The following is a 25,538-nucleotide window of genomic DNA, read 5'->3' on the forward strand; positions in this document are numbered from 1 at the left end:
AACCTTTGTTTATAACTTCCTACTGCTGGCTCGTGCGCGAGGGGCAGTCCTTCGACGTCGCCGCGTCCAAGTGCTCGATGAGCTCCACCGAGTTCGACTCGACGTAGTGCTTCAGCGTCGTGTCGAAGCTCTCGTGCCGCAGTAGGTCCTTCGCCGCGACCATGTCCTTGTTCGACGCGCGATAGATCCTGCTGCAGGCGGTCCTCCTCCTTCACTGCCAGCCACTGCCTGGCGTAAGCGTGCCAGACGTCCATCTGCTTGTGGGCATCACAGTCCTCCCGACGTTACCGCAGCGGCTCAGAGACCACCGCGGCCACCCTCCGAGCGCATCCCATCCCCTCCGATCGGCCGCTTCCGTCGCCGGAGATCCTCCTGCGATGAAGGAATGAAGAATGGCAGGCCGCAGGCGCGGCATGAGTGGCGGGCTATCCCGTCGACGACGTTGATGGGCTCGGTGTCGCTGGATGAGCAATGGGAGCATTTGACCGGGTTCATCGAACGGACCTCCCGGTGTAAGGGGTTTGACCGGCGGAGGTGGGGAAAGATCTGAGGACTGGATCGCCCGGGAGGAGACTCGAGCGGCTCCGCCGGTCATGGTTGAGCGTGAACGAAGAGGGGTCAGGCACCCGCGGCGGCCTCCTTGGCCTCGGAGGGGACGCCCGGCGCTTCGTCCTTGACGAGCCAGACGAACCCACCCTGCTCGAAGAGCTTGACGTGATCGCCCACATTGGCGCCGATGCGGTCCATGACGTCCTGGCCGAGGGAGATTCGGCCGTTGCGCGTGATCTTGGTCGCTTGGAGGAGTTCGGACATGAGCATCACTGTTTTTAGTTCACAACGGAGAACATTTAGCTAGGTAGTAAAGGTTGTTGTTTCAGAACCAACAACAAAACCAATATCGAGCCAGATTCGAGTTCCAATTCCGAAATCAGAATGAATAACGAATCCCCCCGGTCAATACTGGCAGAGCCGCATGTCGCGAACCTCCTGCTCCTTCTCTTGGACCGCAAGCAAATCCAAGCAAGAGACCTGATGCTAGTCAACAGGAACTATGCTAAGATAATCCAGGTCGCGAGAGGGCTTGAAGTGCAGGGCCTCATTGAGATCGAGGAGGGGCGGAGTCCCAGGTTGACATACATCTTCAGGCTCTCCCCGAAGGGCAAGAAGGTGGCGGAGAAGTTGAAGGAGATCGAGGAAATCATCAGATGATCGAAGGGTCAGTAGAAAAGCCGACCATCCAGATATACGAGTTGTTGGGTGAAGAGCTCTTCCGAGTGAAGATTATGCCCTTATCAAGGAACCGGGTCCTGGTAACCTTCACAACGAAGACCAGTCCAGGAGAACATCTCACAGTCATCGGCGAAGGACGTTCCGTAAAGACGCATCGCAGTGGGGAGCATGGGACTCGAAGGCATAGGTCAGGAATCCCAGGATTACCATCGGAGGAGACTGCCAAGTACCTGAAAAAACACCTCCACCGATATCATCCCAGCAATAAAGCCAGAGTTCCCACTACCCACTACTTCGCACTGACCTATCCCCGCAAATTCGAGACAGAAAAGGAGATCATTGTCAGGTATGATCTCGCCAGACCCGACATCCCCCTGACCGACGAGAAGTCCTTCCATTCGCTGCGGATTCGTGATCTAATCCTAACGTTCCCGGGATTTGACTATACGGTCCGTCGAGGAGGGGTGAACATTGTCCGGCCTCTTGATAACAACCAGGCTCTCTTTGAACCAGTCTCAAGGGCCGAGCAAGCCCTGGAGAGCATGTTCCCCTTGGATGAATTGCTTGATTTTGTGGAGGATGAAGGGGAGAGAATCAAGAAAGAAGTGAGGGCTCGTGTCCGAGAGATAGTTACGCGTTGGCCAAAGGACAAGAAAGCAGCCGCGATCAGTCGACTCGACTCCTCCAAGAAGGGTGTCCTCATGAACGTATCCGAGAAACTCAACGCCTGGAGATGATGGCGCGCCGACTGTTCATTGACTGATAGATCTGAGCTATTGACTCGCCAGAGCGAACCGAGAAACTCGAAAAAGAACGAGCTCCAACCAGGCACCAATCAGGGGGCAACCATTATTATCGAGGACCCGCTGGTTCATCCTGCTCATGATGGAGGCGAGGTAGAACGAAGGATACTAAGGCCGCCAAGGACCTCAACGACGACGAGCTCGCGGTCAGGATCCTGCACGCCCTCGACGCCCATGACTTGACCCACGACGAAGTGATCGCCCTTGGTGACAGCCCGCATCATGCGGCAATGGTCCTGGAAACCCTGCAGGCGACCGGGCTTGTCGAGGCGTACTGCGGGCCGATCCAGCCGTCGACGTGCAGGTACAGGCTGGCGGGGAAGAGGTGAGGGGATGCTAGAACGGTAGATGACACAAGAACCATATAGGAACGACTTGAGGCTCGCATATGTGCAGACCTTCTTCTCAGTCTTCTTGACGTTCTACCTCCTCATGGTGACGTCACTATACCAGCGCGATTTCTTGTTCAATCTTGGATTGGCTGCGATTGCCTGGGTACTCGCCTTTCTCATAAGTTCCTCGTTTTTCCTCTTTTTCAGAGACAAAAAAGCCCGTTCGACAATCATCCGGATTGTCGATTGGATGATCGGCAAGTGAAGCCTGGCCGGAGCCCGCGGGGGTTTTAGCCCCATCTCAACGATTCAAAGAATAATCGTGCACAAGAAATAAATCACCAAATAGGTTCAAAAGGCGCAGAAAATCCTGTCAAAATCCGTAGTACAAAGGATAATTACTTAGGTGAGTTCGATGTATTACGATTCTGTGAGACGGCGGGTGGGGCGATGACCCATCTGTGAATGGTAACGAGTCCCATCCCTTGGTCTCACAGAGTTTTTGTTTTGTCCAAGGGTTCGACATGCGGCACGACTTTCGCTCCAAGATGTCGAATGTTGAGTTTTTCAATGATCCTAAATGCGTCTTCTGCTATCCCATTTCTGTAGTAGTCCCTTGTGATTCCGGCCATCAAGTCGGCAATTTGAAGGCCCGGAATTCGGACACTCTTCTCACAAGAGAAGGAAATTGCTACCCCTTTCTTGCTCGCAATGTCCTTTATCGATGAACAAAGATCCAACGACTTCTTCCAGCAATCATCGTCTAATACTACGCTGACCTCAAATGACTGGGATCCTCCGTAGACAACGAGCGGTCGCAGGAGTGACAAGAGCGCCCTGGCCCGAAGGATATTCGGGAACTCTTCATCCGTCATCGTGGCAGATTCCGCGACTGGAGTGAATATCGCGGTTGAGCAACCTAAAGGGTGCTTTGACCATGGATGATCAGAATCCTTCCTGACTATCGAAGAGTCCTCTGGCGATTTCTCGATGATGGTACTGACCAGCGGCTCTGCGTATCTGCGCAACCCATCTGAATAGTGAATCTCCCTTGGCAACTTACCAGTCAGCTTCTCGACTTTGCGGCGGGTTTCATCGAGAGTATATCTCAGAACGCTGACTATGCCTTCTTTGGTCGCAGGGACACACCAGCAAGCTGCGGCCGTGAACGTGTCTTCTCCTCTCCAGGGATTGCCGCTCTCATCAATGAATACGAGGATTCGCGTCAACAGCCCCATAGGAGCACTGCAACCGAATAACGGTTTTCGTCATTCCGACAACGACGGGTGCTCCAAGGCTTGCTGCGTCTTCGTGATACTATGACCCAAACCTCGATAACCCCCAACCCCCTCGTTCTCGCCATGGCGCGCAAGGTCGTGGTCGTCACCCCGGCCAAGGTCAAGAGGGTCATGATCGCCGGTGAGTGCAGCTGCGGGCAGAGGCTGCTGAAGGGAATGATCAGGTGCCCGGGATGCGGGACTATTGTGCGTCAGAAAGGACCGACCCCAGGTCAGCCGCCCGAATGCCGGTATTCTAATGCCCTTTGGCAGCTTGCTCAGGTCGCTCCTTGAAGCCCATCATACACCTTCTGCATTTCGCGTCGACACCTTCAAATAGGACTCAGGCAGAACTTGACTGCAATGGGCACCGCGCAGATATCGGACGGCGCCGAGCTGGTCGGGCTCCTCCTCAAAGGATGGGAGATAGAGAAGCGGTTCGAATGCGTCAGCCTGGAAGAGAGCGACAGGTACGCCACTCGGAGCCAGCTCCGGCAGCTGATGCCCCGGCTCATCTCCGAATCCAGCGAGCACCTGTCTTTGGTCGAGTCGATGATAGCCAGGGTGAAGACCGATCGCCGCAAGTGGGACTTCCCTCAGCGCGCTTCCAAGTTCCCGTTCCACTTGTCATGGGATGAGGAGATGGTCAAGGAGATCACCCGCGTGGAGAGGCGGATGATGGAGAACTATTCGGACATTCTCGTGCGGCTCGAGGCCTCGGATAGTTCCGCCTACCTTGCCCCGGCGGACAGGGAATTCGTCCTGGAGGCCCTCAAGCGGCTGGTCCGCGAAGAGAGCGTGCATTATAAGCTGGCTACCTCTGTCTTGGAACCTCCCAAGGGGCATTGAACGGCCCGGCGCTTCGGTTGCCTGTCGCGGTCGGTCGGAAGCTGGTGAAGGAGATCAGGGATTCGCGCCTGATGGAGCTACGAAGAACCCATAGAGATGATCTCATGGATGTCGAAGCAGGCGGAATGTCCAGATGATAATCATTGTATCACTCCCCCAAGGTCGGGCACTTCCACTCCCCGTTCTGCAATATACCCATCTCGATCGCGACCTCCTCATTGTTCACGCTCTTCACGCCGACGAGCAGGTCCGCGATCACCCTGAGCATAGGGCAGTCCTTCCGGCACTCGGGCGGAAGGGGGGCGCTAACCTGCTCGTAGATCGCTTCCAAGCACTTCTCAAGCCTTATGTCGTCCATGCGACTCCCCCCGCCTCTTAGGGCCAATTCCGAGCGTCCTAGCCTATGCGTCTCGAGGCAAGCTAGTGAAGGCGCGGGGATAAAAGAAGGAAGGGGTGGGAGTAGGACGAAAGTGAGCTAGTGCGGCCAGACCAGAAATCCGTTCCATCCAGTCATCGCTGCGTATGACCTTGTATAAAACATCTGGTATAGCATGCTCAAATCGGGTTTATATACCAGCAATAGGGCTCGCGATGTCACAGGTTGTGGGGGGACGCTTCCTTGGACGATCGCTTACTTTTGCCGATGTCAGCGATGCCATTCCGCGCCATAATGTTCGACCATGATATTTATCAGGTTAGATATATATTATCGAACCGAACCCAATCGCACAGGGGGGGAGAGAGACCTTGCTGAGAGTACTCCATGTCGATGACAGCCTAGACTTCGCAGAGATATGCAGGGCCCACCTCGAATCGGAGGGGGAGTTCAAGGTCGAGCTCGCGTCATCTGCAGCAGAAGCGCTCGCCTTGATGAGGGCGAACAGCTACGATGCCATCATCTCCGACTACCAAATGGAGGGGATGGACGGGATTGAATTCCTGAAAGCGGTCCGGAATGCCGGCGACAGGACCCCCTTCATCCTCTTCACTGGGAAAGGGAGGGAGGAGGCGGCGATGGAAGCGCTGAACAGTGGGGCCAACTCCTACCTGATGAAGGGCGCCGACTTCGTCACGCAGACGGGGATGCTGGCGAACGTGATACGGACCGCATGCGGCCAACGGGAGGCAGAGGAATCGGTCCAGTACAATCTCTCCCAGTTCAACCTGATCATGAGGAGCCTCTCCGAGGTCATCTTCCTGGTGACTGACAAGGGCGTCGTCAGCTACGTCAGCCCGTCGGTCGCCGGATTGCTCGGTTACGCGCCAGAGGAGGTCGAAGGGAGGCACGTGATGGACCTGCAATTCATGGACGGGGGCGGGAACCGTACCCCTGGAGAGCTATCGGGGTTGATGAGCTCGCTGCAGGGGGAGGGATCCGTCTTCTCGGTCCGGGCCAAGGACGGCTCGGTCAAGCGGATCCTGATCAAGTCGACCATGGCGATGCACGGAAACGATCGCCTGCTGATAGCCGTCTCCAAGGACGTCACGCACCTCCTGAGGATGGAGGAGGAGCTCAAGGTCAGGGAGCGGCTGCTCTCCATCACCCTGGGCCAGATGCCGGTCGCCGCCGGCATCCTGGAGGCGCGCACGGATAAGATTATCCACGTCAACGTCGCGGCCGCGAGGCTTCTAGGATATGATCAGGACGAGATGGTCGGCAAGACCCCCGCCGAGCTGGGCGTCCTGAGCGACGGCGGCAGGAAGAGCTTGCTGGAGGCTCTCCCATCCGGCGGAATGGTCCATCGACTGGAGGTCGGTCTCCGGACGAAGGAAGGGACCGACCAGAAGTTCTTGGTCAGCCTCATGAAGATATCCATCGACGAAGGCGAGTTCATGTTCTTCATGGTGCAGGGGAGGGCGGGGGAGGAGATGCCCACGATCGCGCAACTGTTCACGGGGATGGAGAGGGGCAGATAGTCATCCATCGCCAGCCATTGGAGGCGCGATCCCGTCTTCTAGGGCCAGGCGCCTTGTCGTTTCAACGAGCTCAAGGTACCCAGAAGTGATGTCCCTAGCCGTGAATCCAGTTCGGCGCGGGAAGCAAAAGCTTTATTCGTAAGTTCCGCTTCTGTGGCGGAAGGCATGCACATGAAAGCGTTCAGAGCTACCGGTGCCTATAGGATCAAGATGGGAAAGTACCGCGACGATCTCCAGGATTTCAAGGTGGAGATCGCGGCCGCGGACGAAAAGGCGGCGGCGGAGGGCATCTACTCCAATTTCGGCTCCAGGCACAGGGTTACGAGGAAGTATGTCCTGATCAAGGAACTCGTGGCACTCAAGGACGATGAGATCACTGACCCGGTCGTCCGGCACCAGGTCGGTGGTGGTCCCAAGTGAACGAGGATGAGATCCGGCAGGCACTGGCGACCCTCGACCTCTACCGGGCGCAAGCGGAGACGCTGGCGGAACAGCAGCAGATCGTGCAGCTCTCACTGGAAGAATATTCCCGGGCCAAGGAGACGCTCAGCAAGTGGAAGGATGCGCCTGTGGACTCGGAGATACTCGTCCCCGTAGGAGGCAATTCCTTCGTCTTTGCCAAGGTGGGCTCAAGTGACAAAGCCCTGGTCGGAGTGGGCTCCGGCCTGACGGTGGAGCGGCCGGTGGAGGAGGCGCTGAAGACCATGGAGGCGCGCCTCGCGGAGATGACGGACGGAATGAAGGAGATAGTCGACGGTCGAATGGCCGTCGAATCTCGGGCCCAGCAGCTCACACAGCTGGTGCAGGCCGAGTACGATCGCCTGCAAAAGGCCCAGGGCCGGTGAGGTTTTTTGTTCGAGGCGCTCAAGCGTCTCTTTACCAAGAAGAAGAAGGATGAGCCCCTTCCCGAGAAGGCAGAGGAGGTCGTGGGGGACTCGGGCAAGAAGATCGACGTAGCAACCATGGACGAAGTGCTCTGGAGCCTCGAGCTCGGATTGATGGAGGCGGATGTAGCGCTTCCCGTGGTGGAGGAGATCAAGCGGGAGGTGCGCGCCGATCTGGAGGGCAAGCGCGTGGACCGCCGCTTCTCGGTGGAGGACGCCGTCCGGCTGGCGCTCAAGAACGCGGTGGAGAATGTGCTCAAAACGAACACCTTCGACTTTGACCAGTTCGTTGTCAAGCACGATAGGCCGGTGGTCATCATGTTCGTGGGCATCAATGGCACGGGCAAGACCACGGTCATAGCCAAGATCGCCCATCGCCTGCAGAAGATGAACCTGACCACGGTCCTGGCCGCCTCGGACACTTTTCGCGCCGGGGCGATTGAGCAGCTCAGCATCCACGGGGACCGGCTGGCCACCAAGGTCATCAAGCACACCGCCGGGGGAGACCCGGCAGCGGTGGCCTACGACGCGGTGGAGCATGCAAGGGCGCGCAAGAGGGACGTCGTCCTGGTGGACACCGCCGGGCGTATGCAGACCAACGTCAACCTCATGGACGAGATGAAGAAGATCAAGCGCGTGGCCAAGCCGCATCTGATTGTTTTTGTGGGCGACGCATTGGCGGGCAACGATGCCATCGAACAAGCTCTTGCATTCGACAAGGAAGTGGGCATAGATGCGGTGGTGCTCACCAAGATCGACGCCGATGCCAAGGGGGGAGCGGCATTGTCGATCGCGTACACCATCAAGAAGCCTATCGCATTCCTATCCACCGGTCAAGAGTACGAGGAGATCATCAAGTTCGACAGCCATTGGATGGTCGACCGGCTTTTCGCTTCCTGATCGTTCGAATACGCGGCCCAGGTGCCACTTGGATCAACTGATCTTTCAGCGGATCGTGCTGGAATAGCAAAGGCTGGCCATGAGCGTGGCGAACACCTTGGCGTCGTTCACCAGGTTGTCGATGCGGCAATACTCGTTGACGGTGTGCGCCATTTCGTCCACCGTCTCCCAGGCATAGGCGTCGTGGCCGGCCAGACGGAACAGGTTGGCGCACGTTCCCCCACCGATGCCGCGGGGAACGACGTCCACCCCGCGCACGCGCTTGATGGCGCTGGCCAGGCTGTTCATGGCCGCCGAATCGGTGTTCGAGGGCGGCCCGCTCTTGGTGAACTGCTCCGGCTCCACGCTGATCTTGGCCCCGCTCCGGTCCTCGAAGACCTTGGCCGCCATCCTCGCCGTCTCCAGCACTTCCTCGGCGTCGTATTGCGGAAGCACGCGGAAGTCCAGGTAGAAGGTATCCTCCCCGGGCACGGTGTTGATGTTGCCCACCGTCTGCAGGCGCTTGGTCGGCTCGAACGTCGACCCCGGCGGAAGGAAGGCCGCGTCCTGGATGCCATACTTGGTGTTCAGATGCTCCATGAGGAAGTTCGTGAGCTGGTTGCCCACCTTCAGGGCATTGATGCCTTTGCTCGGAGTGGAAGCATGGGTCTGTTTCCCCTGCACCTGCACCTTCAGCCAAATGATGTGCTTCTCCGCCACTTCGATTACGCTGCCATCGCTGACCCCGTAGTCTGGAACGTAGATGAAGTCGTTCTGGTGGAACACTCCCTCTCGGATCAGGAACTTGATGCCCTTTTCACTGCCTGCCTCTTCGTCCGAGACTATGGCAAGGGCCATGGTCCGCTCGGGCTCGAGGCCCATCTGGTTGAGCGCCTTGGAGGCGAAAAGCGATGCTACCAGTGCTTGGCCGTTGTCCTCCGCCCCCAGACCGTAGAGCTTGCCCTCCACCACCTTGGGTGAGAAAGGAGGGTAGGTCCATGAATCCAGATCTCCAGGAGGAACGGTGTCCATGTGGGAAACCACCCACACCACCTGCTCTGAGGCCCCTCGCTTCCGAGCAACGATGTTGGGTCTGAGCCGCAGCCGCACGCGCTCGTCCAGAGCGTCGAACATCTCCACGTCCTCGTAGCCGCACTTCTCCACTAGCTCCCTTACGAAGCGGGCGCGCTCGAACTCCCCCTCGCCGCCGCTCCCCGGACCGATAGCAGGGATCCTCAGCAGCTCGGTCAGCGCCTCCACCATGTCACTGCGGTAGCTTTCCACTATCGCCAAGAGCTCATCCAAAGACGGCATTCTGAATCCCTTTGATGCATAACTTATGCATTATAAGATGTGTCGCCAGAAAACCCTCGATTTCAATCGTGGGATGAATGGCGACAAATTCAAATTCTTGAACGGCATGGCGCACACACAGAAGTCTCCAGACACCTCGCAAGGGGTAAGGCACTCTCCGCCTGGGAGAGAAAGAGGGTTGAAGCCCTGGGCTAGAACTTCATCGCTCCATCGGGCGTGAGACCGGCAACGGTCTGCGGGAAAGGCATTGGAACGCTTCGATAGAGCAGGTCGCCAGAGACGCACAATGCGTTCTCCCCTGCCTTGCAAGCAGGAGTCAGCCGACCAAATGTAGCGTGCCGTGACACCTTGGATAAGGTCGAGCATAATTACAAGCCCACGATTTTGATCGTGAGTAGCTGACTAAATCTAGGGTTGCCACGGCGGAGGGTCGATAATCTCGTTCCCATGCCTGGTGAAGCGGACGTCGGCTCGCACGTTCTATCTGGACACGACCATGGAGACCGCATTTCCCCCGCCCAGGCAAAGCGTGGCCAGGCCCATGCGCGCGCCCCTGTCCACCATCCCATGGAGCAGGGTGGTCAGCACGCGCGCACCGCTGCAGCCTATGGGATGACCCAGGGCAACCGCGCCCCCGTTCGCATTGAAACGATCATCAGGCACACCCAGCTCCTTCTTGACCGCCACCGACGCCGTAGCGAAGGCCTCGTTGTGCTCGAAAAGGTCGATGTCGTCGATCTTCAGATCCAGCTTCTGCAACAGCTCCCGCGTGGTGGGTATGGGCGCCTCCATGATGTACTTGGGCTCGACGCCGCCAGTATGATACCCCTGGATGGTCGCCATCGGTTCGATGCCATGCTCGTCCGCGTAGCTTCGCGAGGCGATCACCAGGGCCGACGCCCCATCGCTCAGCTGCGAGGCGTTCCCGGCGGTCACTACGCCGTCGGCCTTGAAGGACGGCTTCAGTCTCGCCAGCGCCTCCATGCTGGTGTCCGTCCGGATGCCCTCGTCCGCCTTCAGCTCGATGTTGCCCTTCTTGGACGGTATGACGTAAGGGACTATCTCCTTCTCGAATCTGCCCGCGACGGTGGCCGCTTGCGCCTTCATGTGGCTCTGGTAGGAGAAGAGGTCGGCATCCTCGCGGGACACGTGGAAGCGCTCCGCCACGATCTCCGCGGTCAGCCCCATATGCGTGTTGCTGAAATGGTCCCATAGCCCGTCCAAGACCATGGAATCCACGATCTTGTCGTCGTTCAGACGGTAGCCGAAACGGGCGTTCTTCAGCAGATAGGGGGCCAGGTCCATGCTCTCCATGCCTCCCGCCACGATTACCTGGTGCTCGTCGGAGCGGATGGAGTTCGCCGCCAACATGACGGCCTTCAGGCCGGAGCCGCACACCTTGTTCACGTTCAGCGAGCCGATCTCCGGTCGCAGGCCCGCCTTCATGGCCGCCTGCCGGGCCGGGTTATGCCCGATGCCGGCGCTGAGGACGTTGCCCATGATGCATTCCTGAATATCCTGGGGCTTGAGCGTGGCCCGACGCACCGCCTCTCTGATGACGACCGCGCCCAGCTCCGGGGCCGGTACGTCCTTCAACGTGCCACCGAACTTGCCGATGGCGGTCCTAGTAGCGCTCAGGATGACGACTTCTTGCATGACCTTGCCTCCGATGATGTCGAATCGTGCGGTGGTCCCAAACGCCGCACCAGTGCCTTTCAACCAAATGTCCGTATATTAAATTGTCGATTGGTATGTTCGACTTAAAACGTATAGCGATTGGCCCGCTGCCTTTTAAGGGGTTTGGAGAGGTGCCGCCTGGCACAGACCGGAGGCTCGTACCATCCAGGCGCGATGTCCCTTGCCTCGCTAACGATCTCGGCCGCGGATGCGGGCGCCTTGCGGCCGCAGGACTTGCAGCGATATCCCCCTGCCCTTCCCATGGATTGCATGCTCTTGCCGCAATGATGGCACCTGGGATTGGAGCGCTTGACCTTGACCTCGGCCATGGAGATCAACTGCAGCTTCTCGAGGTTAAGGGTGCGGGGCCGATCGCGGAGTTCTCCGAGAAGCTTCACCTCGTCCCCGGGTCTTAGCTTCTTGACCACATCCCGGAAGGAGCGCGACGGTTCGTAGGCCGCGCAATCCAGCTTTCTTCGCCCCTGCGCTTCCACCTGGAAGATCACGTGGCCGCCTTCGATCGCCTGAGGAAGGGTCGCCACCGTTGCCAGCAACGAATAGGAGCGGTTCGGAAGCAGCTCTCTCCAGCGGCGGATGATGTGGTCGTCCGTTCCCTGATTGGTGATGAAGAGCAACCAGCGGTCCTTCTCCTCAGACCCGATGGATGCTAGGGCTTCGACAAGCTCGTCGGGGTCCTCTCCCCTGATGCCGAGGAGGATGGGGCAGGGGGAGTGCGGCGCGATGGCCACTTTCTCCAGCCCTTTGTCATAGTTGTTGAATGTGGATGGAAAGCATTGGTCCATGGAGCGGACGTCGTCGGTGCTCACTTCGCGGGGCGTTCCCCAGCGGTCCCTTTTGCGATAGGCTAGCACTTCGAAGGTGCGATCGCTCGGCCGCCAGGCCATGGCCGCTGCTGCGCCAATCACTCCCCGGCCGCCCTCCATCTCCAAGGTCCTGGCCCCGATGCGCCGCAGTTCCTCATCCACATCGCTCCGGGGCACAATCCCTCGCACCGCCTCCCAATACGATCGCGGTCGTGGCGGGCTGCGGCTGACCACCAGGCCGGGACTGGCACCCTCCTTAATCATGGACCAGCGCTTGAGCTCTTCCCCGGCTGTTGCTAGAACCTCTTCCGGGTCGGGTTCGCTTGCCAGGCTCTTGAATGCGTAGATCGGTTCCTTCCCGATGCGTCCTACCAACCTCCTGGTGCCCCGGCCTTTTCCGAAGCGCAGGCATAATGCCCCATTCCCCCGGGTCTTCCAGGGGACGCCTGGATTCAACCGGACCAGGCGCGGCCAACCGATCAGGTCCAGATGGGACAGCGAACGCACCACCTCCGTGGCTAGGAACGTGGTGCACATCCAGCTAGTGGAATCGGTGTCGTCGAAGGCTACGTACATCTGGCCCGCGGGTGTGCTACGGTAGGGGGGTGCATAATCCTTTTGCTTGCGCCCGGGGCGGATACGGTGTTCATATCACCTTCCGGATCTCCCTTACGAACAAGAACAGGCCGTTCTCCCAGGAAACGTCCGCTCGCACCTCGACCAGGGACCCTTGGCTGGGCAGATCCTCGATCAGGCGGCCGGAGACGAACGCCAGTACTTCCGAGCCGGAAGCGTCTCGAAGCGCGAGGCTGCAGCCGTTCTCCCTCTGACGAACCTCTTGAAGTAGGCACACCAATTGAACGTGCTCGTCCTCTGGCCGTATATCGCTCATCAGATTCACTTCTCTGGGCGCGTAGTCACTGACGAAAACGAGAGTGATGACCACGATTGAGGCGGCGATGAAGAGTGCCCGGACCGGGAGTGGCGAGTTCACATTCCTGGAATCCGGTTCCGAGGCAGAGCATGCCCCCTTACCGTTAGACTTCGGAGGGGAAAGGAATGAATATGGGGGATGGGAATCCACCGAGACATGCCGAAGCCCGTCCTGATCGAGCACGCGGGTAAGCTCTCCTTGGCCGCGGTGGTCGTCTCCGGGTTCGTGACGGTGGTCGGTTTGGCCGACCTTACGACCCAAGGCCTTGGGTTGGGGGGTTGGGCCTATTGGATGGTGATCGGCGGGGCGCTGGCGTTCCTGTTCGGGCTCTACCAGTTCGCCACCCATCTACGTGACCTGCGGGACTTCAACACCCTTATGATCGAGGAGAGCAAGGCGAACTTCGTTCGCAGCTTGGACGACATCGAATATTTGGCGTGGAAGCTGCCATCTAAATGCGAAGAACGGTTGATGGAGAAGAAGAAGCAATTCGGGGTCAAGTGAGCCTCGTGGATTGGTTCGGGTTCAGATGCTTCGTCCCCGAGAGGGAGACCCCTTCGTTTCCTGTGGAACCCGCCCTCGCCGGCTAGACGGCGCCCGCGGGCGTCCCGAGGGGGTGTTGCTGCTTCTTTTTGGCAGGTTCATTGCCTATCAAACGATAGGTCCCTCCCGCTCGCTCTACAGCGTCGATGGTCTTCTGTAGGTCGCGGTCGCGCAACGAAACCACGAGTTCGATTCCCACGTCGCGGTCAATCCTTTCCACCTCACCCAAGTCATAGAGGTATGACACGAGGCTCTCTGCTTGGTTCGTTGATGGTAGGGAGAGGCTGGCCTTGTTGGGATAGCTGAATCGTTCCTTGATGGTTCTCAACAATTCGTCGACGCCCGCCCCGGTCGTGGTTGACGTCCACACCATCTCGCTATGATCCATCAGTGTTCCGAACCGATTCCAGTCGACGTTCTTCTCTTTGGATATCATATCTGTTTTGTTCATGACCATTATGATTCTTTCCGTCTTGACGTCCGGTCGCAGCACTTTCGCGGATGCGTGAAGTTTCCTCTCTGTCTCTTCCTCTTTCTCAGAAGCATCTACAACAAGGAGGACAAGGTCTGCGAGATAGATCTCTTCGATGGTGCTCTTGAACGATTCGATGACGAACGGTGGCAGGTCGTGAAAGAATCCAATGGTATCAGTGACCAAGATCTCCTTTTCGGTTCCTTTGAGCCGTCGAGTGGTGGTCGCTAGGGTAGAGAACATGGTAGAATCGACAAAAGCGTTCGCGTCCGTTAGGACATTTAGAAGAGATGATTTTCCAGCATTGGTGTAGCCAGCAAGGCTGACGAGGTATGCCCCTTTCCTCCTTCTCTGCTTTCTTCTCATATCTGAAGAAGAAGAGATCTGATCCAATTCAACATCTATCCTCACCATTCGTTTCTTGACAAGGTCGTAGTATACATCAACAGCATATTCGCCACCCCCCAAGAAACCCGGGTGCTCGCCCGTCTTTGCGCTATGTATCCATTCCTTGAGCAGCGGCACTTCGTACTTCAACCGTGCGCGCTCCACTTGCAGAACGGATTCTTTTGATGATGTACGGGTAGTGAAGACGTTCAGCACCAATCTGATCCGGTCTATGCACTCCACCTTCAGCGTGTTCTCTAGGTTGTAGTGTTGGGATGGTTTGAGGTCTCCGTTGATCAGGACCCTATCGACCCCCGTTCCCTTCAGGAAATCAACCAGGTCCTTGAGCTTGCCCTTGCCTATGAAGGTCGATGGTTCCGGTCGGTCCCTTCTTTGGATTATCTCGAAAACCACCAAGTAGCCGGCGGATCGGGCGAGCTCTTCCAGCTCGGTGACGTCCTCGTTCAAAGTGATTAGTCCAACCCGCCTTTTGTCCACCAATCTCTGCATCGCGGCCCCGTCTCTCTCTGAACGACATCGAGAATGATAGTAATCGAGCTTCCGGTATGCTTGGTGTGTGTGCGAACGAGACGCGTCGAATTGGCCCCCACGACGGGGGAGGTGGGCTGGTACCGGGCCGTCGGCGGTTCTCCACTGGAAACGAAGGGGTGGGGGTGACCGTTTCGGCAACCGAGATAGCGCAAGAGGGGACGATGGATACCGCAACTCCGATAAAAGTAAGGTTCTTGTATCAGAGCGCTTCTTTTCCACTGCAACCCGGAAGGCCCCCGTCCCGTTTTCCATCGGAAACGAAGGGGCGGGGCACCCGCGTCCTGGGGGGCGATTGTTGGGGGAGGGCTTTGGAGGACAACGTATTCCAGCAGTATCTCAAGGGCAAGCAAATCTTCAAGCGTAACCGAGAAATCCTCCGCCCGTCCTACATCCCGGACGAGCTGCCGCATCGGCAACAGCAGATCAATCAGCTGGCCTCGATCATGGTGACCGCACTGAGGGGCGAAAGGCCCTCCAACGTGCTCATCTTCGGCAAGACTGGCACGGGCAAGACCGCCTCAGCCAAGTTCCTGGGCAACGAGATAAAGAAGGCCGAAACCTCGCTGAACAAGGTGACGTTCCTCTACATGAACTGCGAGGTGGTCGACACCCCCTACAGCGTTCTGCAGAACATCGGGAACCAGTTCATTCAGGACTTCGACCAAAGGATACCGTTCACCGGGTGGTCTACGGAGCGGGTGTACAACATCCTCCGGGAGAAGCTCGACGAGCAGGAGCGGGTGGTGATCATCGTTCTGGACGAAATCGACAAGCTAGTGTACAAGAGCGGCGACGACGTGCTCTACCACCTGTCAAAGATCAACGACGACCTTTCCAAGGCGCGGGTCTCTCTCATCGGTATCTCCAACGACCTCAAATTCACCGAGTTCCTCGATCCGCGGGTGAAGAGCCGCCTGGGGGAGGAGAAGTTGGTGTTCCCGCCCTACAACGCGGAGCAATTGCAGGACATCCTGATGCAGAGGGCGAGGCTGGCCTTCGACGAAGGGTCACTTGATGCATCTGTCATCCCACTTTGCTCGGCCCTGGCCGCGCAGGAGCACGGCGACGCGCGGAGAGCGCTGGACCTGCTCCGCATAGCGGCGGAGACAGCGGAAAGGGGGAACGAGGATCGGGTGACAGAGGCACACGTCTTCAAAGCCAAGAACCGCATCGAGCTGGACTGCGTGACCGAGGCGGTGAAGACCTTGCCTACGCAATCCAAGCTAGTGCTGCTCAGCATCATCGTCAATGAAGAGAAGAACAACGGAAGGCTGACCACCGGCGACGTCTATGGAACGTACCGGGACATGTGCAAGTTGGTGGGCTTGACCTCGCTCACGCAGCGCCGCATTACCGACCTGATCTCGGAGTTGGACATGCTAGGCATAATCCATGCCCGGGTGAAATCGTTCGGGCGCGGAGGCCGAACCAAAGAGATCGAGACAGCGGTGCCCATCGAGGAGACAAAGCACACCCTGGAGGAGGACGAAAGCCTCCAGATGCTGAAGAACTACAGGCCGAAGACACAGACCACGCTGATGTAGGCCCCTATCTCCTTCTTTTCTTTCCGTGTCGGTGGCCACCGGCGTGGCTCTTGCTTTTTCTCGCTGACCCCTTGCCCTTCTGCGGCTGCTTCTTCGGCTCTAGCTTGGTGGGGGGTTTTTCAGGAGGAGACGCGGTCATTTCGTCGTCACCATTTTCCTTCTTGCCTTTGCCCCGGCATCGCAGATGCAGCTTCGATCTAAGCCAGGCCTTGGCGTCGATGCCCTTGCGCTCCAGGACGACACCGCCGACGTCGATGGCGATGGGAACGCCGATGATCAGGGCTAGGCAGACGAAGAGATCGGTCTTGCTGTTCTCCGCCACTTTGCCTTCCGGAGAGGGGCCGGTGATCCAGAGCTTGAGCAGGCCGAACCAGGGCAGCTCTCCCCGGGCCACGCCCTCTATCCACTCCGCCTTCACCGGCTCCCGGCAGATGGATGCCATGGGGCTCTGGTCCACGACTCCGTGGTTGTTGTCGCCTAGGGTTATGATCCCTCCGTGGGGGATTACGCTCTGGCTCACATAGTAGGTGAGAATCGACTTCAGGTCGATCTTGACCGTCACCTGATCGTATCCAATCCCGGTCAAGTTCACTTGGGTCTTGAGATCGTACCAGGTCTTGGGGGCGTAGGCCACGCTCCACATGCTGGCGGGTATGTCCTTCAGGGCGGGGATGTCAAAGCTATTCCCGGTCTGGTTGTATTCAACCGTGCACAGCGCGCGGTGTATCACGGGAGTGCGCAAGGTCGTGCCGAGCGGACGATAGATGACCACGTCCCCATTCTCTGAATAGGTCTGGTAGCCATCCTTGACGCCGTCAAGGTAGGTGCGGATCTCTCCCAGTCCCGTGACCTTCTTCATGATGACCAGGTCCCCGGTGTCGATGACGCCGATATAGGAGGTGGTGGCAGAATGCTGCATGGAGTTCGACTCCACCACGACCAGGGGGGGCCAGATGCCGCTGTATGCACAGAGGCCGACCACGATCAAGAGCACGATCGCCCCCGCGATCAGGAACACCCGGAGTCGCTTCAGCACTCCGATCACCCGCTGGACCGCCTCGGGCACGGCGGCTTCAAGGCGCATCTTGCTATTTAATGGTGCTGTGTTTGCCAGCTGGTCAGTTGCCACTCCGGCATCGTTCGCCAACGCTCCGGCAAAGGTTTTTGAGGGAAGGAGAAGCTCACACCTCGGATGACGCGGCCGGACAACGACGCCTACTTCATGAGCATGGCCGAGCTGGTCTCCTCCCGATCGACGTGCCTCAGACGCCAGGTCGGAGCGGTCATTGTCAAGGAGAAACGCGTGCTTTCGACCGGCTACAACGGCGCGCCCAAAGGTCTCAAGCACTGCGCTGAGGTAGGGTGCATAAGGCAGCAGAACAACGTGGAGTCTGGCACCAGGCACGAGCTTTGTCGGGGGGTGCATGCGGAGCAGAACGCCGTCATCCAGGCGGCGTACTTCGGGGTGAGCATCAAGGATGCATCCATCTACACCACCAATTTCCCCTGCGTCATGTGCGCCAAGATTCTCATAAACGCAGGCATCCGGGAAGTGGTTTACAGGGACGACTACATCGACGAGCTCTCCCGGGGCATTCTGAGCGAAAGCATGACGGTCGTGCGGCGTGTCTAAGGGTTGCAGCGGAAGCACCGGAATCGTAGGTATTGACGCGGTTCTCGGAGCTCCATGCTAGGGTGCGTTCCAGATTTCTCAATTGTTTACTAGTGTTCCCACAACCTGCGCGCCCGTAGCATATTTATATTGACACAGTATTCCCGACTCACCTTCGGGGGACAAGCCTGTGAGTAGGGCCGAAACACTTCTAAAGATCAAAGAGGCCGAAGCCAAGGCGAAGGAGATAATCACCGAGGCAGAGGAGAAGCAGAAGGCCATCGCCACATCCGCCCGCCGCGATGCAGTGCGGATGGTCCAGGACGCGGACGACAGGATGAAGGCGGAGTACGATTCCGCGTTCGCTCAGGAGAAGGCGAGGATCGCCACCCAACGCGAGGGCCTCCTGCGCAAGGGCAGGGAAGAGGCGGAGCGTCTCAAGTCCAAGGCGGCCGGCAACGTCCCCAAGACGAAGGCACATCTCAAGGACCGCTTCGAGAGGACTGTTGATGCTTCTTCCTGAGCAGATGACGAAGATCCTCATCGTGGGATCCAAGGACCGCTTCAAGGAGACCATCGACGAGCTCTACCGCCTGGAAGCGATCCATCCCATCGATTTCTCGTCGGAAGAGGAGGGCTTCACCCTCGGTTCGCCATTGCCAGTGGCGTCGGAATCGTCGCAGAAGCTGCTCAAGCTCCGAGCGGTGGAGAAGGACCTGGAGGTCGTGGCCAAACCGCTCAAGGACAAGGTCGAGACCTCCCGGATAGACAAGGAGATAGATGACGCTATCATCTCCTTGGAAGCGGAAATATCTAGCGCAGTGGAGACGCGCAACCAGATCCAAGTTCGCATGCACGAGCAGGAGAACCAGAGAAAGCTGCTCGAGCCGTTCACCTCACTGCCCGTGGACCTGGACCTGTACCGGGGATACGAGAGCATCACCGTCTTCGCCGGTATGGTCCGAACCGATCCCGAGGCGCTCATCAACGAGACCGTTCACGAGTTCGAATTCTTCAAATCCACCGACGGCAAGTTCGTGGCCGTCTTCGTAAGGAGGTCCGAGGCAGCGGAGGCACAGCGAGTGCTGGTGCAGCAGGGTTTCACCGAAGTGCCTGTACCCCCTGGCAAGGGCAATCCCACGGATGTGGTCAAGGGCATCGATAAGGAGATCGAAGCACTGACCACGTCGTTGGAGGAGGCGGAGGGCAAGATCGCCAAGTTGCGCGAGAAGCACGAAGCGTTCATCCTCGCCTCCGAGGAGCATCTGAGCATCCAAGTGGAGAAGGCCGAGTTCCCCCTGCGGGCGGGAGCGACGGCGCACTCCTTCGTCATCGACGCCTGGGTGCCGACCAAAGCCCTCGTCGAAGTGCAGAAAGGGCTGCACGACAAGCTGAGCGACGACGTGCACGTCGAGGTACTGGAGAACGCCCCTCGAAAGGAGCATACCCACCCAGAGGAGGCGCATCCGGGCGTGGCAGAGGGACACGTTGTGGAGGAACCCCCGGTCAAATCCTCGGCCAAGAAACCGGTCTCCAGGTTCACTTTCCTCACCGAGCTTCTCTCGGTCCCGAAGTACAACGAGATCGACCCGTCCAACGTTCTGGCAATCACCTTCCCACTGTTCTTCGGCCTTATGGTCGGGGACATCGGCTATGGAATACCGTTCATCATCCTCGGCCTGCTCGGGCTGAAGAAGGTGCGAAGCAACGAGTGGAAGACCATCTCCACCATGCTCTTCTTCGGTGGCATTTGGGCCACCATCTTCGGCATATTCCTGTTCGGGGAGGCCTTCGGGATGCACTTTGCGCCTCAATGGGTGGTGGAGCCAGGGGAAACCCTGGCGCATCTAAAGGCGCTCTACCCCTACGGCAACGAGCTTTCTTGGTCGTCCATGCTTCAATACAACCTGCCCCAAGACCTCTTCGGCATACCGATGGGACTACTCAGCAAACTGCACGACGTGAAGGTGCTGCTCTACATCACCATCTGGATCGGCATCGTCCACCTGTTCATCGGCTACGGACTGGGCTTCTTCAACGAGATGATGAGGCATGGGGTCAAGCAGGCCGTCTTCCACAAGTTCAGCTGGATATTGATAATGTTGGGCGGCGCGTTCATGCTCGTCTTCATTCTGGACCTCCTCGTCCTCAACAAGCCCGTGGGCTTCGACGACACGCGGTTCCTCCTCGGACTTGGCTTTCTGCTCCCGGGGCTCGCCATTGGGCTCGTTGGAGAGGGCGGGAGGGCGCTGTTGGAACTGCCGGGGCTTGCGAGCAACATCGTCTCTTACACTCGTCTCGCCGCCATCGGCATGTCCAAGGCGGGAATGGCGTTGGCGTTCAATGTGATCTCCATCGAGATGTTGGCGCCCTCGGGCGGGGTGATGCTGGTCTTCGGCATCGTCGTCTTCGCTCTCGGGCATCTGACGATATTCGTTCTGGCTGTGCTGTCCGCAGGGCTGCACTCCGTTAGGCTCCATTATGTCGAACTGTTCCAAAAGTTCTATACTGGAGGCGGGTCGAAGTTCGATCCGCTGAAAATAGTAAGGAAGTACACAGCAGAAAGGTAGGTGAAAGAAAATGGCAATAGAATCGGGCATGATTGCGATTGGCGCGGGATTGGCGGTAGCAATGACTGGGCTTGCCTCCGCGTGGGCGGAGAAGGACATCGGTTCCGCCGCGGTGGGAGCGATGGCTGAGGATGAGAAACTGTTCGGTAAGGGTCTTATCCTTACCGTCATTCCCGAGACCATCGTCATCTTCGGACTGGTCATGGCGATCCTGCTCTGGACCAAGATGTGAGCGCCCTCGGGCATCTTTCGTGAGGCCTGTTCATGGCGCTGGACAAAGTAGTCGGAGACATACTGGAGAGCGCTAGAAGGGACGCCGACCAGCTCATCCAATCAGCGGAGAAGGAGAAGACCTCCATCCTCCAGCTGGCGCAAGACAACGTTGCCAGCAAACAGAAGGAGCGCGACAAGCAGCTCGAGGAGGCGCTGAAGCGCCTGAGGCAACAGGAGACCTCAAGCGCAGAGCTGGAGGCGAAGAGGATAGTCCTCAACGCGAGAAAGGAGCTGCTGGACCGTGCCTTCCGGGAGGTGCTGCAGGACCTGGCCAAGATGAGCGACGCCGAGAAGGGGCAGCTCTACGGCCGCATCATGGCCATGGGTAGCAAGGTCATCCCCAACCCCAAGGTGTATTGTCCCAAGGGCGAAGGCGGGCTGTTGTTGGGTATACCTGGAGTCGGTTCCGCGCAGGAAACGGACATGGAAGCCGGCCTGGTGCTCGAATCCATGGACGGAATGGTCCGTCTCGACTACCGGTTCAAGACCATCCTCGAAGGGATCTGGGAGAAGGAATTGAAGAACGTGTCTAACCTCTTGTTCGGGTGAAGTGATGTGGCCCAACCTGGGTAAGAAGAAGGGGAACTATCCATACGCATGCGCCAGGGTCAAGGCGAAGAAGAGCCTATTGCTCACCAAAGACAACTACCCCAAGTTCATGCTGATGGACCTGAATGAGATCGGGCGCTTCCTGGGCGAGACCCAATACAAGACGGAGATGAGCGAGCTCGCTTCCCGCTGGGACGGCGTCAACCTCATCGAGCTGGGCACGAGTCGCAATCTGGCGCGCATGTACACCGAGATCCTCGGCTTCACCAAGGGCGAGCTTCAAGACATGATCGTTTCCTACCTGGGGCGGTGGGATGCCTGGAACATCAAGACCATCCTTCGCGGCAAGTACTATGGCGCTTCAGTGGAGGATATCCGCGAGGACCTGGTGGTCGCAGGCCGACTGAAGGAGGACGACCTGAACGCGCTGATGGCGCTGGGGTCGACACCCGAGGTTCTGGATGCGCTTGGGCGCTACGACATGTCGATACCCGAAGAGGTGCGCGCTGCCTATGAGAAGGAGGGAACCCTTTCACCGCTCGAGGATTACCTGGATAGGACATACTACGAGAAGCTGTTGCAGGCGGTGAACCCGAAGCGCAAGCCGGAGCAGCGCTTCTTGAGCTACGTGCGCCGAGAGATCGATGCCACCAATCTCATGACGCTGCTGAGGTTAAAGCTTGAAGGCCTGACGGCCGATAAGGTCGTAACCTACCATATCGTGGGTGGGGAGGAGCTCAACCAGAAGGAGTTCGCCCGCCTGGCAGCGGTGGAAGGGCTGGAGGCGCTGGCCTCCGAGCTGTCCAAGTTCTCCTTCTACGAGCACATCAAGGATTCGCTGGAGGTCATGAAGCAGACCAAGTCCATGACCGGGGTTTCCCTGGCCATGAAGCGATACGCGCAGAAGCAGGCGGAGACCTTCTCACACGTGTATCCGCTGTCCGTGCTTCCTATCATCGATTACATGATCCGCAAGAAGAACGAAGTTGACAACATCCGCATCATCGCTCGGGGCAAAGAGAGCGGACTGGATGCAGAGCTTATCAAGAGACTGCTGGTGATCTGATGGACATAGCTGTGTTGGGGAACGAGGAGTTCGTGCTCGGTTTCAGGCTGGCGGGCATCAAGAGGGTGTACACTGCCGCTTCGAAGGACTACGAGCAGAAGATACTCGAACTGCTGCAGGACTCCTCCATCGGAGTGCTGGCGGTCAGTTCCACTGATCTTGACATTCTTAGCGTACTCGCCCGCAAGAAGGTGCTGGACAGCATCGCCCCGGTGGTCGTGCCGGTGGGCAGGGGCGAAGGGGACCTTCGTGAGAAGGTGAAGAGAGCGATTGGCGTTGACCTGTACAAGACTGAGAGGGGTTGAAATGGCGAACCTAGGCGAGATTAGCAGGGTAGCAGGCCCTGTGGTGACTGCGACCGGGATTACCCCGAGGATGTATGATGTCATCCTAGTGGGCAAAGAGAAGCTCATGGGTGAGGTCATCAAGATTGTGGGGAACAAGACGGTCATTCAGGTGTACGAGGATACCTCTGGCGTTCGGCCGGGAGAGCCGGTCGTTTCCACAGGCATGCCGTTGGTGGCCGAGCTGGGACCGGGGCTCTTGGGCTCTGTGTACGATGGTATCCTGAGACCGCTCCCGGAACTGATGAAGGCCATGGGCAACTTCATCACCCGAGGCGTCACCGCCCCCACTCTGGACCGCAATGCCAAATACGCCTTCGCCCCCACGGTCAAGAAGGGCGACAAGGTCACCCAGGGGATGATCCTCGGTACCGCGCCCGAGCGCTCCATAACCCATCGGGTGCTCGTGCCTGTCGGCGTCAACGGCACGGTGCAGGAGATCAAGGCGGGTGATTTCACTGTCACGGACCCCGTCGCCGTCATCGATGGAAAGGAGATCACAATGATGCAGAAGTGGCCGGTGCGCTTCGGTCGCCCGGTCAGCCGGAAGCTCATGCCGGACATCCCCCTCTTGACCGGCCAGCGCATTCTGGACACCCTCTTCCCCATCGCCAAGGGCGGGACCGCCGCCATACCTGGCGGCTTCGGTACCGGCAAGACGGTCACGCAGCAGCAGCTGGCAAAATGGTCCGATGCGGACATCGTGGTCTACATCGGATGCGGCGAACGAGGCAACGAGATGACCGAGGTGCTCAGCCTGTTCCCGGAACTGGAGGACCCCAAGACCAAGAAGCCGCTCATGGGCCGAACGGTGCTCATCGCCAACACCTCCAATATGCCAGTGGCGGCCAGGGAAGCTTCCGTGTACACTGGTATGACCGTCGCGGAATACTACCGCGACATGGGCTACGATGTTTCCTTGATGGCAGATTCCACATCACGTTGGGCCGAGGCCATGAGAGAAATATCCTCGCGTCTGGAAGAGATGCCTGGAGAGGAAGGCTTCCCGGCTTATCTGTCTGCTCGGTTATCAGAGTTCTATGAGAGAGCTGGCCGAGCCAACACCTACTCCGGCAATACCGGGTCGGTGTCCGTGGTCGGAGCGGTATCCCCGCCTGGTGGAGATCTGTCCGAACCGGTCACCCAGGCGACATTGCGCATCGTGCGGGTGTTCTGGGCGCTGGATTCCAAGCTCCGCGAGCGCCGGCACTTCCCGGCCATCAATTGGCTGACATCCTACTCATTGTACACTGGAACGTTGGATAGCTGGTACAGGAGCAACGTGGCGCAGGACTTCCCCGAGCTCCGCAGCTGGGCCATGGAAGTTTTGCAGAAGGAGTCGGAATTGCAGGAGGTCGTCCAACTAGTGGGTTCGGACGCCCTGCCAGAGGAGCAGAAGCTCACGCTGGAAGTCGCTAGGATGATCCGTGAGATCGTCCTGCAGCAGAACGCCTATCACGCGGTGGACACCTACAGCCCGATGCCGCGCCAGTACATCGTCCTGAAGACCATCAAGCGCTTCGCCGACCTGTCCAAGAAAGCGGTGGAGAACGAGGTCCTGGTCGATGTCATTTCCAACATGCCATTGCGCACCAGGCTGGGTAAGTCCAAGTTCGAGGAGAACGTGGACCAGGAGCTAGCTGACATCGGCAACGAGATGGACAAAGCCTTCGATGCCTTGGGAGGGAAGTAGATGACGAGCAAAGAGTACAGAACCATCTCCCAGATCGCAGGGCCGTTGGTTTTCGTGGAGAAGACCGAGCCGGTCGGCTACGGTGAGATCGCCGTCGTTACCCTGCCTAACGGCGAGGAGCGTCGCGGTCAGGTGCTCGACACCTCTCACGACGTCGTGGTCATCCAGATGTTCGAAGGAACCTCGGGAATCGAAAGGGCCGCAGGCGCAAGGTTTACCGGCGAGACCCTGAAGATGCCTGTGTCCCAGGACATGCTCGGGCGCATATTGTCCGGTTCTGGCGAACCGTTGGATGGCGGCCCGAAGATCGTTCCGGACGACCGGCTCGACATCATCGGCGCGGCCATCAATCCCTGGGCCAGGGATAATCCGCGAGAATTCATCCAGACCGGGATATCGACCATCGATGGCATGAACACCCTGGTCCGAGGTCAGAAGTTGCCTATCTTCTCAGGAAGCGGTCTGCCGCACAACGATATCGCTCTGCAGATCGCCCGTCAGGCCAAGGTCCTAGGCAAGAACGAGGAGTTCGCCGTGGTCTTCGGCGCGATGGGCATCACCAACGAAGAGGCGCAGTACTTCATGAAGGACTTCGAGAGGACCGGCGCACTCAAGCGCGCGGTGGTTTTCATGAACCTTGCAGACGACCCGGCCATCGAACGCATCATCACTCCTCGGCTTGCACTAACAACCGCCGAGTACCTGGCATACCAATTGGGCATGAGCGTCCTCGTGATATTGACCGACATCACCAACTACTGCGAGGCGCTGCGCCAGATCGGCGCTGCGCGTGAGGAAGTGCCCGGTCGTCGCGGCTATCCTGGATACATGTACACCGACCTCGCCACGCTCTACGAGCGTGCCGGCCGTATCAAGGGAAAGACCGGCTCGATCACCCAGATCCCTATACTATCTATGCCAGGCGACGACATCACCCATCCGATCGCCGACCTGACTGGATACATAACAGAAGGGCAGATCGTCGCCAAGCGCGACCTGCACCGGGCGGGCAT

Annotated in this window: 30 protein-coding genes; 19 read left to right on the plus strand and 11 right to left on the minus strand. The window is 58.4% G+C overall.

The features are described 5' to 3' along the window. Window positions 1-19 precede the first annotated feature (19 nt). The 3 genes from NT137_08505 to NT137_08515 all read right to left on the minus strand — a co-directional run bounded on the left by NT137_08505 (window position 20) and on the right by NT137_08515 (window position 813). Window positions 20-163, minus strand: coding sequence for a hypothetical protein (locus tag NT137_08505; GenBank protein ID MCX6653371.1), 144 nt, complete (start codon window positions 161-163; stop codon window positions 20-22). A gap of 134 nt (window positions 164-297) precedes the next feature. After that, window positions 298-495 carry a hypothetical protein gene (locus tag NT137_08510; protein ID MCX6653372.1) on the minus strand — a complete coding sequence of 66 codons (198 nt, stop codon included), beginning with the start codon at window positions 493-495 and terminating at the stop codon, window positions 298-300. A gap of 123 nt (window positions 496-618) precedes the next feature. After that, a complete protein-coding gene (locus NT137_08515) occupies window positions 619-813 on the minus strand; it encodes a hypothetical protein (protein MCX6653373.1) in 195 nt (64 codons plus the stop codon). A 219-nt stretch (window positions 814-1,032) separates the two neighbouring features. Between NT137_08515 and NT137_08520 the strand changes: the two genes are divergently transcribed. Beyond that, on the plus strand, window positions 1,033-1,209 hold the full coding sequence (locus NT137_08520; GenBank protein MCX6653374.1) for a hypothetical protein: 177 nt from the start codon (window positions 1,033-1,035) through the stop codon (window positions 1,207-1,209). Beyond that, the gene (locus NT137_08525; GenBank protein ID MCX6653375.1) at window positions 1,206-1,967 is read left to right on the plus strand and encodes a hypothetical protein; all 762 of its coding nucleotides are present in this window, start codon (window positions 1,206-1,208) and stop codon (window positions 1,965-1,967) included. The genes NT137_08520 and NT137_08525 overlap by 4 nt, the downstream gene beginning before the upstream one ends. Window positions 1,968-2,856: 889 nt before the next feature. Here the strand turns inward: NT137_08525 and NT137_08530 are convergent. After that, the gene (locus NT137_08530) at window positions 2,857-3,603 is read right to left on the minus strand and encodes a DUF3800 domain-containing protein (GenBank protein ID MCX6653376.1); all 747 of its coding nucleotides are present in this window, start codon (window positions 3,601-3,603) and stop codon (window positions 2,857-2,859) included. Window positions 3,604-3,726: 123 nt separating this feature from the next. On the opposite strand from NT137_08530, the gene NT137_08535 reads away from it, so the two are divergent. Both NT137_08535 and NT137_08540 read left to right on the plus strand, forming a co-directional pair. Continuing rightward, window positions 3,727-3,936: a hypothetical protein gene (locus NT137_08535; protein MCX6653377.1), complete on the plus strand. Its 210-nt coding sequence runs from the start codon at window positions 3,727-3,729 to the stop codon at window positions 3,934-3,936. A 69-nt stretch (window positions 3,937-4,005) separates the two neighbouring features. Then, window positions 4,006-4,491, plus strand: a complete 486-nt coding sequence (locus tag NT137_08540) for a hypothetical protein (GenBank protein MCX6653378.1) — start codon at window positions 4,006-4,008, stop codon at window positions 4,489-4,491. 148 nt (window positions 4,492-4,639) lie between these two features. Here NT137_08540 and NT137_08545 read toward each other — a convergent pair whose 3' ends face one another. Next, the gene (locus NT137_08545) at window positions 4,640-4,849 is read right to left on the minus strand and encodes a hypothetical protein (protein MCX6653379.1); all 210 of its coding nucleotides are present in this window, start codon (window positions 4,847-4,849) and stop codon (window positions 4,640-4,642) included. A gap of 389 nt (window positions 4,850-5,238) precedes the next feature. On the opposite strand from NT137_08545, the gene NT137_08550 reads away from it, so the two are divergent. The 4 genes from NT137_08550 to ftsY all read left to right on the plus strand — a co-directional run bounded on the left by NT137_08550 (window position 5,239) and on the right by ftsY (window position 8,192). Beyond that, a complete protein-coding gene (locus NT137_08550) occupies window positions 5,239-6,408 on the plus strand; it encodes a response regulator (protein MCX6653380.1) in 1,170 nt (389 codons plus the stop codon). 171 nt (window positions 6,409-6,579) lie between these two features. Beyond that, a complete protein-coding gene (rpl18a, locus tag NT137_08555; protein MCX6653381.1) occupies window positions 6,580-6,828 on the plus strand; it encodes a 50S ribosomal protein L18Ae in 249 nt (82 codons plus the stop codon). Continuing rightward, a complete protein-coding gene (gene pfdA, locus NT137_08560) occupies window positions 6,825-7,253 on the plus strand; it encodes a prefoldin subunit alpha (GenBank protein ID MCX6653382.1) in 429 nt (142 codons plus the stop codon). Before rpl18a ends, pfdA begins: the two co-directional genes overlap by 4 nt. Window positions 7,254-7,259: 6 nt before the next feature. Next, window positions 7,260-8,192 (plus strand): signal recognition particle-docking protein FtsY, encoded by a 933-nt coding sequence (gene ftsY / locus NT137_08565; protein MCX6653383.1) that lies wholly within the window; start codon window positions 7,260-7,262, stop codon window positions 8,190-8,192. Window positions 8,193-8,237: 45 nt separating this feature from the next. Here the strand turns inward: ftsY and NT137_08570 are convergent, their stop codons facing one another. The 4 genes from NT137_08570 to NT137_08585 all read right to left on the minus strand — a co-directional run bounded on the left by NT137_08570 (window position 8,238) and on the right by NT137_08585 (window position 12,980). Next, window positions 8,238-9,485, minus strand: a complete 1,248-nt coding sequence (locus NT137_08570) for a M20 family metallo-hydrolase (GenBank protein MCX6653384.1) — start codon at window positions 9,483-9,485, stop codon at window positions 8,238-8,240. Window positions 9,486-9,965: 480 nt separating this feature from the next. Then, window positions 9,966-11,204: an acetyl-CoA C-acetyltransferase gene (locus NT137_08575; protein ID MCX6653385.1), complete on the minus strand. Its 1,239-nt coding sequence runs from the start codon at window positions 11,202-11,204 to the stop codon at window positions 9,966-9,968. A 41-nt stretch (window positions 11,205-11,245) separates the two neighbouring features. Next, entirely contained in the window at window positions 11,246-12,562 is a 1,317-nt protein-coding gene (locus NT137_08580) for a tRNA(Ile)(2)-agmatinylcytidine synthase (protein MCX6653386.1), read from the minus strand. Window positions 12,563-12,632: 70 nt separating this feature from the next. After that, window positions 12,633-12,980: a hypothetical protein gene (locus NT137_08585; protein ID MCX6653387.1), complete on the minus strand. Its 348-nt coding sequence runs from the start codon at window positions 12,978-12,980 to the stop codon at window positions 12,633-12,635. 96 nt (window positions 12,981-13,076) lie between these two features. Here NT137_08585 and NT137_08590 point away from each other — a divergent pair, with 96 nt between their 5' ends. Beyond that, complete coding sequence (locus tag NT137_08590) at window positions 13,077-13,424, plus strand: DUF3198 domain-containing protein (protein MCX6653388.1); 348 nt, start codon at window positions 13,077-13,079, stop codon at window positions 13,422-13,424. Between the two features lie 82 nt (window positions 13,425-13,506). On the opposite strand, the gene hflX is transcribed toward NT137_08590, so the two are convergent. Beyond that, window positions 13,507-15,126, minus strand: coding sequence for a GTPase HflX (hflX, locus tag NT137_08595; protein MCX6653389.1), 1,620 nt, complete (start codon window positions 15,124-15,126; stop codon window positions 13,507-13,509). Window positions 15,127-15,182: 56 nt separating this feature from the next. Here hflX and NT137_08600 point away from each other — a divergent pair, with 56 nt between their 5' ends. Continuing rightward, complete coding sequence (locus tag NT137_08600) at window positions 15,183-16,418, plus strand: ORC1-type DNA replication protein (protein MCX6653390.1); 1,236 nt, start codon at window positions 15,183-15,185, stop codon at window positions 16,416-16,418. 4 nt (window positions 16,419-16,422) lie between these two features. Here the strand turns inward: NT137_08600 and NT137_08605 are convergent, their stop codons facing one another. Beyond that, window positions 16,423-17,502, minus strand: coding sequence for a S26 family signal peptidase (locus NT137_08605; protein MCX6653391.1), 1,080 nt, complete (start codon window positions 17,500-17,502; stop codon window positions 16,423-16,425). A 108-nt stretch (window positions 17,503-17,610) separates the two neighbouring features. Between NT137_08605 and NT137_08610 the strand changes: the two genes are divergently transcribed. From NT137_08610 to NT137_08650, 9 genes are all read left to right on the plus strand, one after another. Further along, a complete protein-coding gene (locus tag NT137_08610; protein MCX6653392.1) occupies window positions 17,611-18,051 on the plus strand; it encodes a dCMP deaminase family protein in 441 nt (146 codons plus the stop codon). 169 nt (window positions 18,052-18,220) lie between these two features. Further along, window positions 18,221-18,553, plus strand: a complete 333-nt coding sequence (locus tag NT137_08615) for a hypothetical protein (protein MCX6653393.1) — start codon at window positions 18,221-18,223, stop codon at window positions 18,551-18,553. Beyond that, window positions 18,540-20,600, plus strand: a complete 2,061-nt coding sequence (locus NT137_08620) for a V-type ATP synthase subunit I (GenBank protein ID MCX6653394.1) — start codon at window positions 18,540-18,542, stop codon at window positions 20,598-20,600. The genes NT137_08615 and NT137_08620 overlap by 14 nt, the downstream gene beginning before the upstream one ends. A 10-nt stretch (window positions 20,601-20,610) precedes the next feature. Beyond that, a complete protein-coding gene (locus tag NT137_08625) occupies window positions 20,611-20,832 on the plus strand; it encodes an ATPase (protein MCX6653395.1) in 222 nt (73 codons plus the stop codon). 32 nt (window positions 20,833-20,864) lie between these two features. Continuing rightward, window positions 20,865-21,422: a V-type ATP synthase subunit E family protein gene (locus NT137_08630; GenBank protein ID MCX6653396.1), complete on the plus strand. Its 558-nt coding sequence runs from the start codon at window positions 20,865-20,867 to the stop codon at window positions 21,420-21,422. 4 nt (window positions 21,423-21,426) lie between these two features. After that, window positions 21,427-22,488, plus strand: a complete 1,062-nt coding sequence (gene ahaC / locus NT137_08635; GenBank protein ID MCX6653397.1) for an ATP synthase A1 subunit C — start codon at window positions 21,427-21,429, stop codon at window positions 22,486-22,488. Then, window positions 22,488-22,793, plus strand: coding sequence for a V-type ATP synthase subunit F (locus NT137_08640; GenBank protein ID MCX6653398.1), 306 nt, complete (start codon window positions 22,488-22,490; stop codon window positions 22,791-22,793). Before ahaC ends, NT137_08640 begins: the two co-directional genes overlap by 1 nt. A 1-nt stretch (window position 22,794) precedes the next feature. Next, window positions 22,795-24,525: a V-type ATP synthase subunit A gene (locus NT137_08645; protein MCX6653399.1), complete on the plus strand. Its 1,731-nt coding sequence runs from the start codon at window positions 22,795-22,797 to the stop codon at window positions 24,523-24,525. Beyond that, a partial coding sequence (locus tag NT137_08650) for a V-type ATP synthase subunit B (protein MCX6653400.1) occupies window positions 24,526-25,538 on the plus strand: 1,013 nt, incomplete at its 3' end.

Source organism: Methanomassiliicoccales archaeon (genome assembly GCA_026394375.1).
Lineage (GTDB): Archaea > Thermoplasmatota > Thermoplasmata > Methanomassiliicoccales > UBA472 > JAJRAL01.

Excerpts from the sequence above, each read along its gene's own strand:
- NT137_08505 (MCX6653371.1), bottom strand. The coding sequence starts at position 163 with ATGGTCGCGGCGAAGGACCTACTGCGGCACGAGAGCTTCGACACGACG.
- NT137_08510 (MCX6653372.1), bottom strand. The coding sequence starts at position 495 with ATGAACCCGGTCAAATGCTCCCATTGCTCATCCAGCGACACCGAGCCC.
- NT137_08515 (MCX6653373.1), bottom strand. The coding sequence starts at position 813 with ATGTCCGAACTCCTCCAAGCGACCAAGATCACGCGCAACGGCCGAATC.
- NT137_08520 (MCX6653374.1), top strand. The coding sequence starts at position 1,033 with ATGCTAGTCAACAGGAACTATGCTAAGATAATCCAGGTCGCGAGAGGG.
- NT137_08525 (MCX6653375.1), top strand. The coding sequence starts at position 1,206 with ATGATCGAAGGGTCAGTAGAAAAGCCGACCATCCAGATATACGAGTTG.
- NT137_08530 (MCX6653376.1), bottom strand. The coding sequence starts at position 3,603 with ATGGGGCTGTTGACGCGAATCCTCGTATTCATTGATGAGAGCGGCAAT.
- NT137_08535 (MCX6653377.1), top strand. The coding sequence starts at position 3,727 with ATGGCGCGCAAGGTCGTGGTCGTCACCCCGGCCAAGGTCAAGAGGGTC.
- NT137_08540 (MCX6653378.1), top strand. The coding sequence starts at position 4,006 with ATGGGCACCGCGCAGATATCGGACGGCGCCGAGCTGGTCGGGCTCCTC.
- NT137_08545 (MCX6653379.1), bottom strand. The coding sequence starts at position 4,849 with ATGGACGACATAAGGCTTGAGAAGTGCTTGGAAGCGATCTACGAGCAG.
- rpl18a (MCX6653381.1), top strand. The coding sequence starts at position 6,580 with ATGAAAGCGTTCAGAGCTACCGGTGCCTATAGGATCAAGATGGGAAAG.
- NT137_08570 (MCX6653384.1), bottom strand. The coding sequence starts at position 9,485 with ATGCCGTCTTTGGATGAGCTCTTGGCGATAGTGGAAAGCTACCGCAGT.
- NT137_08580 (MCX6653386.1), bottom strand. The coding sequence starts at position 12,562 with ATGTACGTAGCCTTCGACGACACCGATTCCACTAGCTGGATGTGCACC.
- NT137_08590 (MCX6653388.1), top strand. The coding sequence starts at position 13,077 with ATGCCGAAGCCCGTCCTGATCGAGCACGCGGGTAAGCTCTCCTTGGCC.
- hflX (MCX6653389.1), bottom strand. The coding sequence starts at position 15,126 with ATGGAAAACGGGACGGGGGCCTTCCGGGTTGCAGTGGAAAAGAAGCGC.
- NT137_08605 (MCX6653391.1), bottom strand. The coding sequence starts at position 17,502 with ATGCGCCTTGAAGCCGCCGTGCCCGAGGCGGTCCAGCGGGTGATCGGA.
- NT137_08610 (MCX6653392.1), top strand. The coding sequence starts at position 17,611 with ATGACGCGGCCGGACAACGACGCCTACTTCATGAGCATGGCCGAGCTG.
- NT137_08620 (MCX6653394.1), top strand. The coding sequence starts at position 18,540 with ATGCTTCTTCCTGAGCAGATGACGAAGATCCTCATCGTGGGATCCAAG.
- NT137_08625 (MCX6653395.1), top strand. The coding sequence starts at position 20,611 with ATGGCAATAGAATCGGGCATGATTGCGATTGGCGCGGGATTGGCGGTA.
- NT137_08630 (MCX6653396.1), top strand. The coding sequence starts at position 20,865 with ATGGCGCTGGACAAAGTAGTCGGAGACATACTGGAGAGCGCTAGAAGG.
- ahaC (MCX6653397.1), top strand. The coding sequence starts at position 21,427 with ATGTGGCCCAACCTGGGTAAGAAGAAGGGGAACTATCCATACGCATGC.
- NT137_08640 (MCX6653398.1), top strand. The coding sequence starts at position 22,488 with ATGGACATAGCTGTGTTGGGGAACGAGGAGTTCGTGCTCGGTTTCAGG.
- NT137_08645 (MCX6653399.1), top strand. The coding sequence starts at position 22,795 with ATGGCGAACCTAGGCGAGATTAGCAGGGTAGCAGGCCCTGTGGTGACT.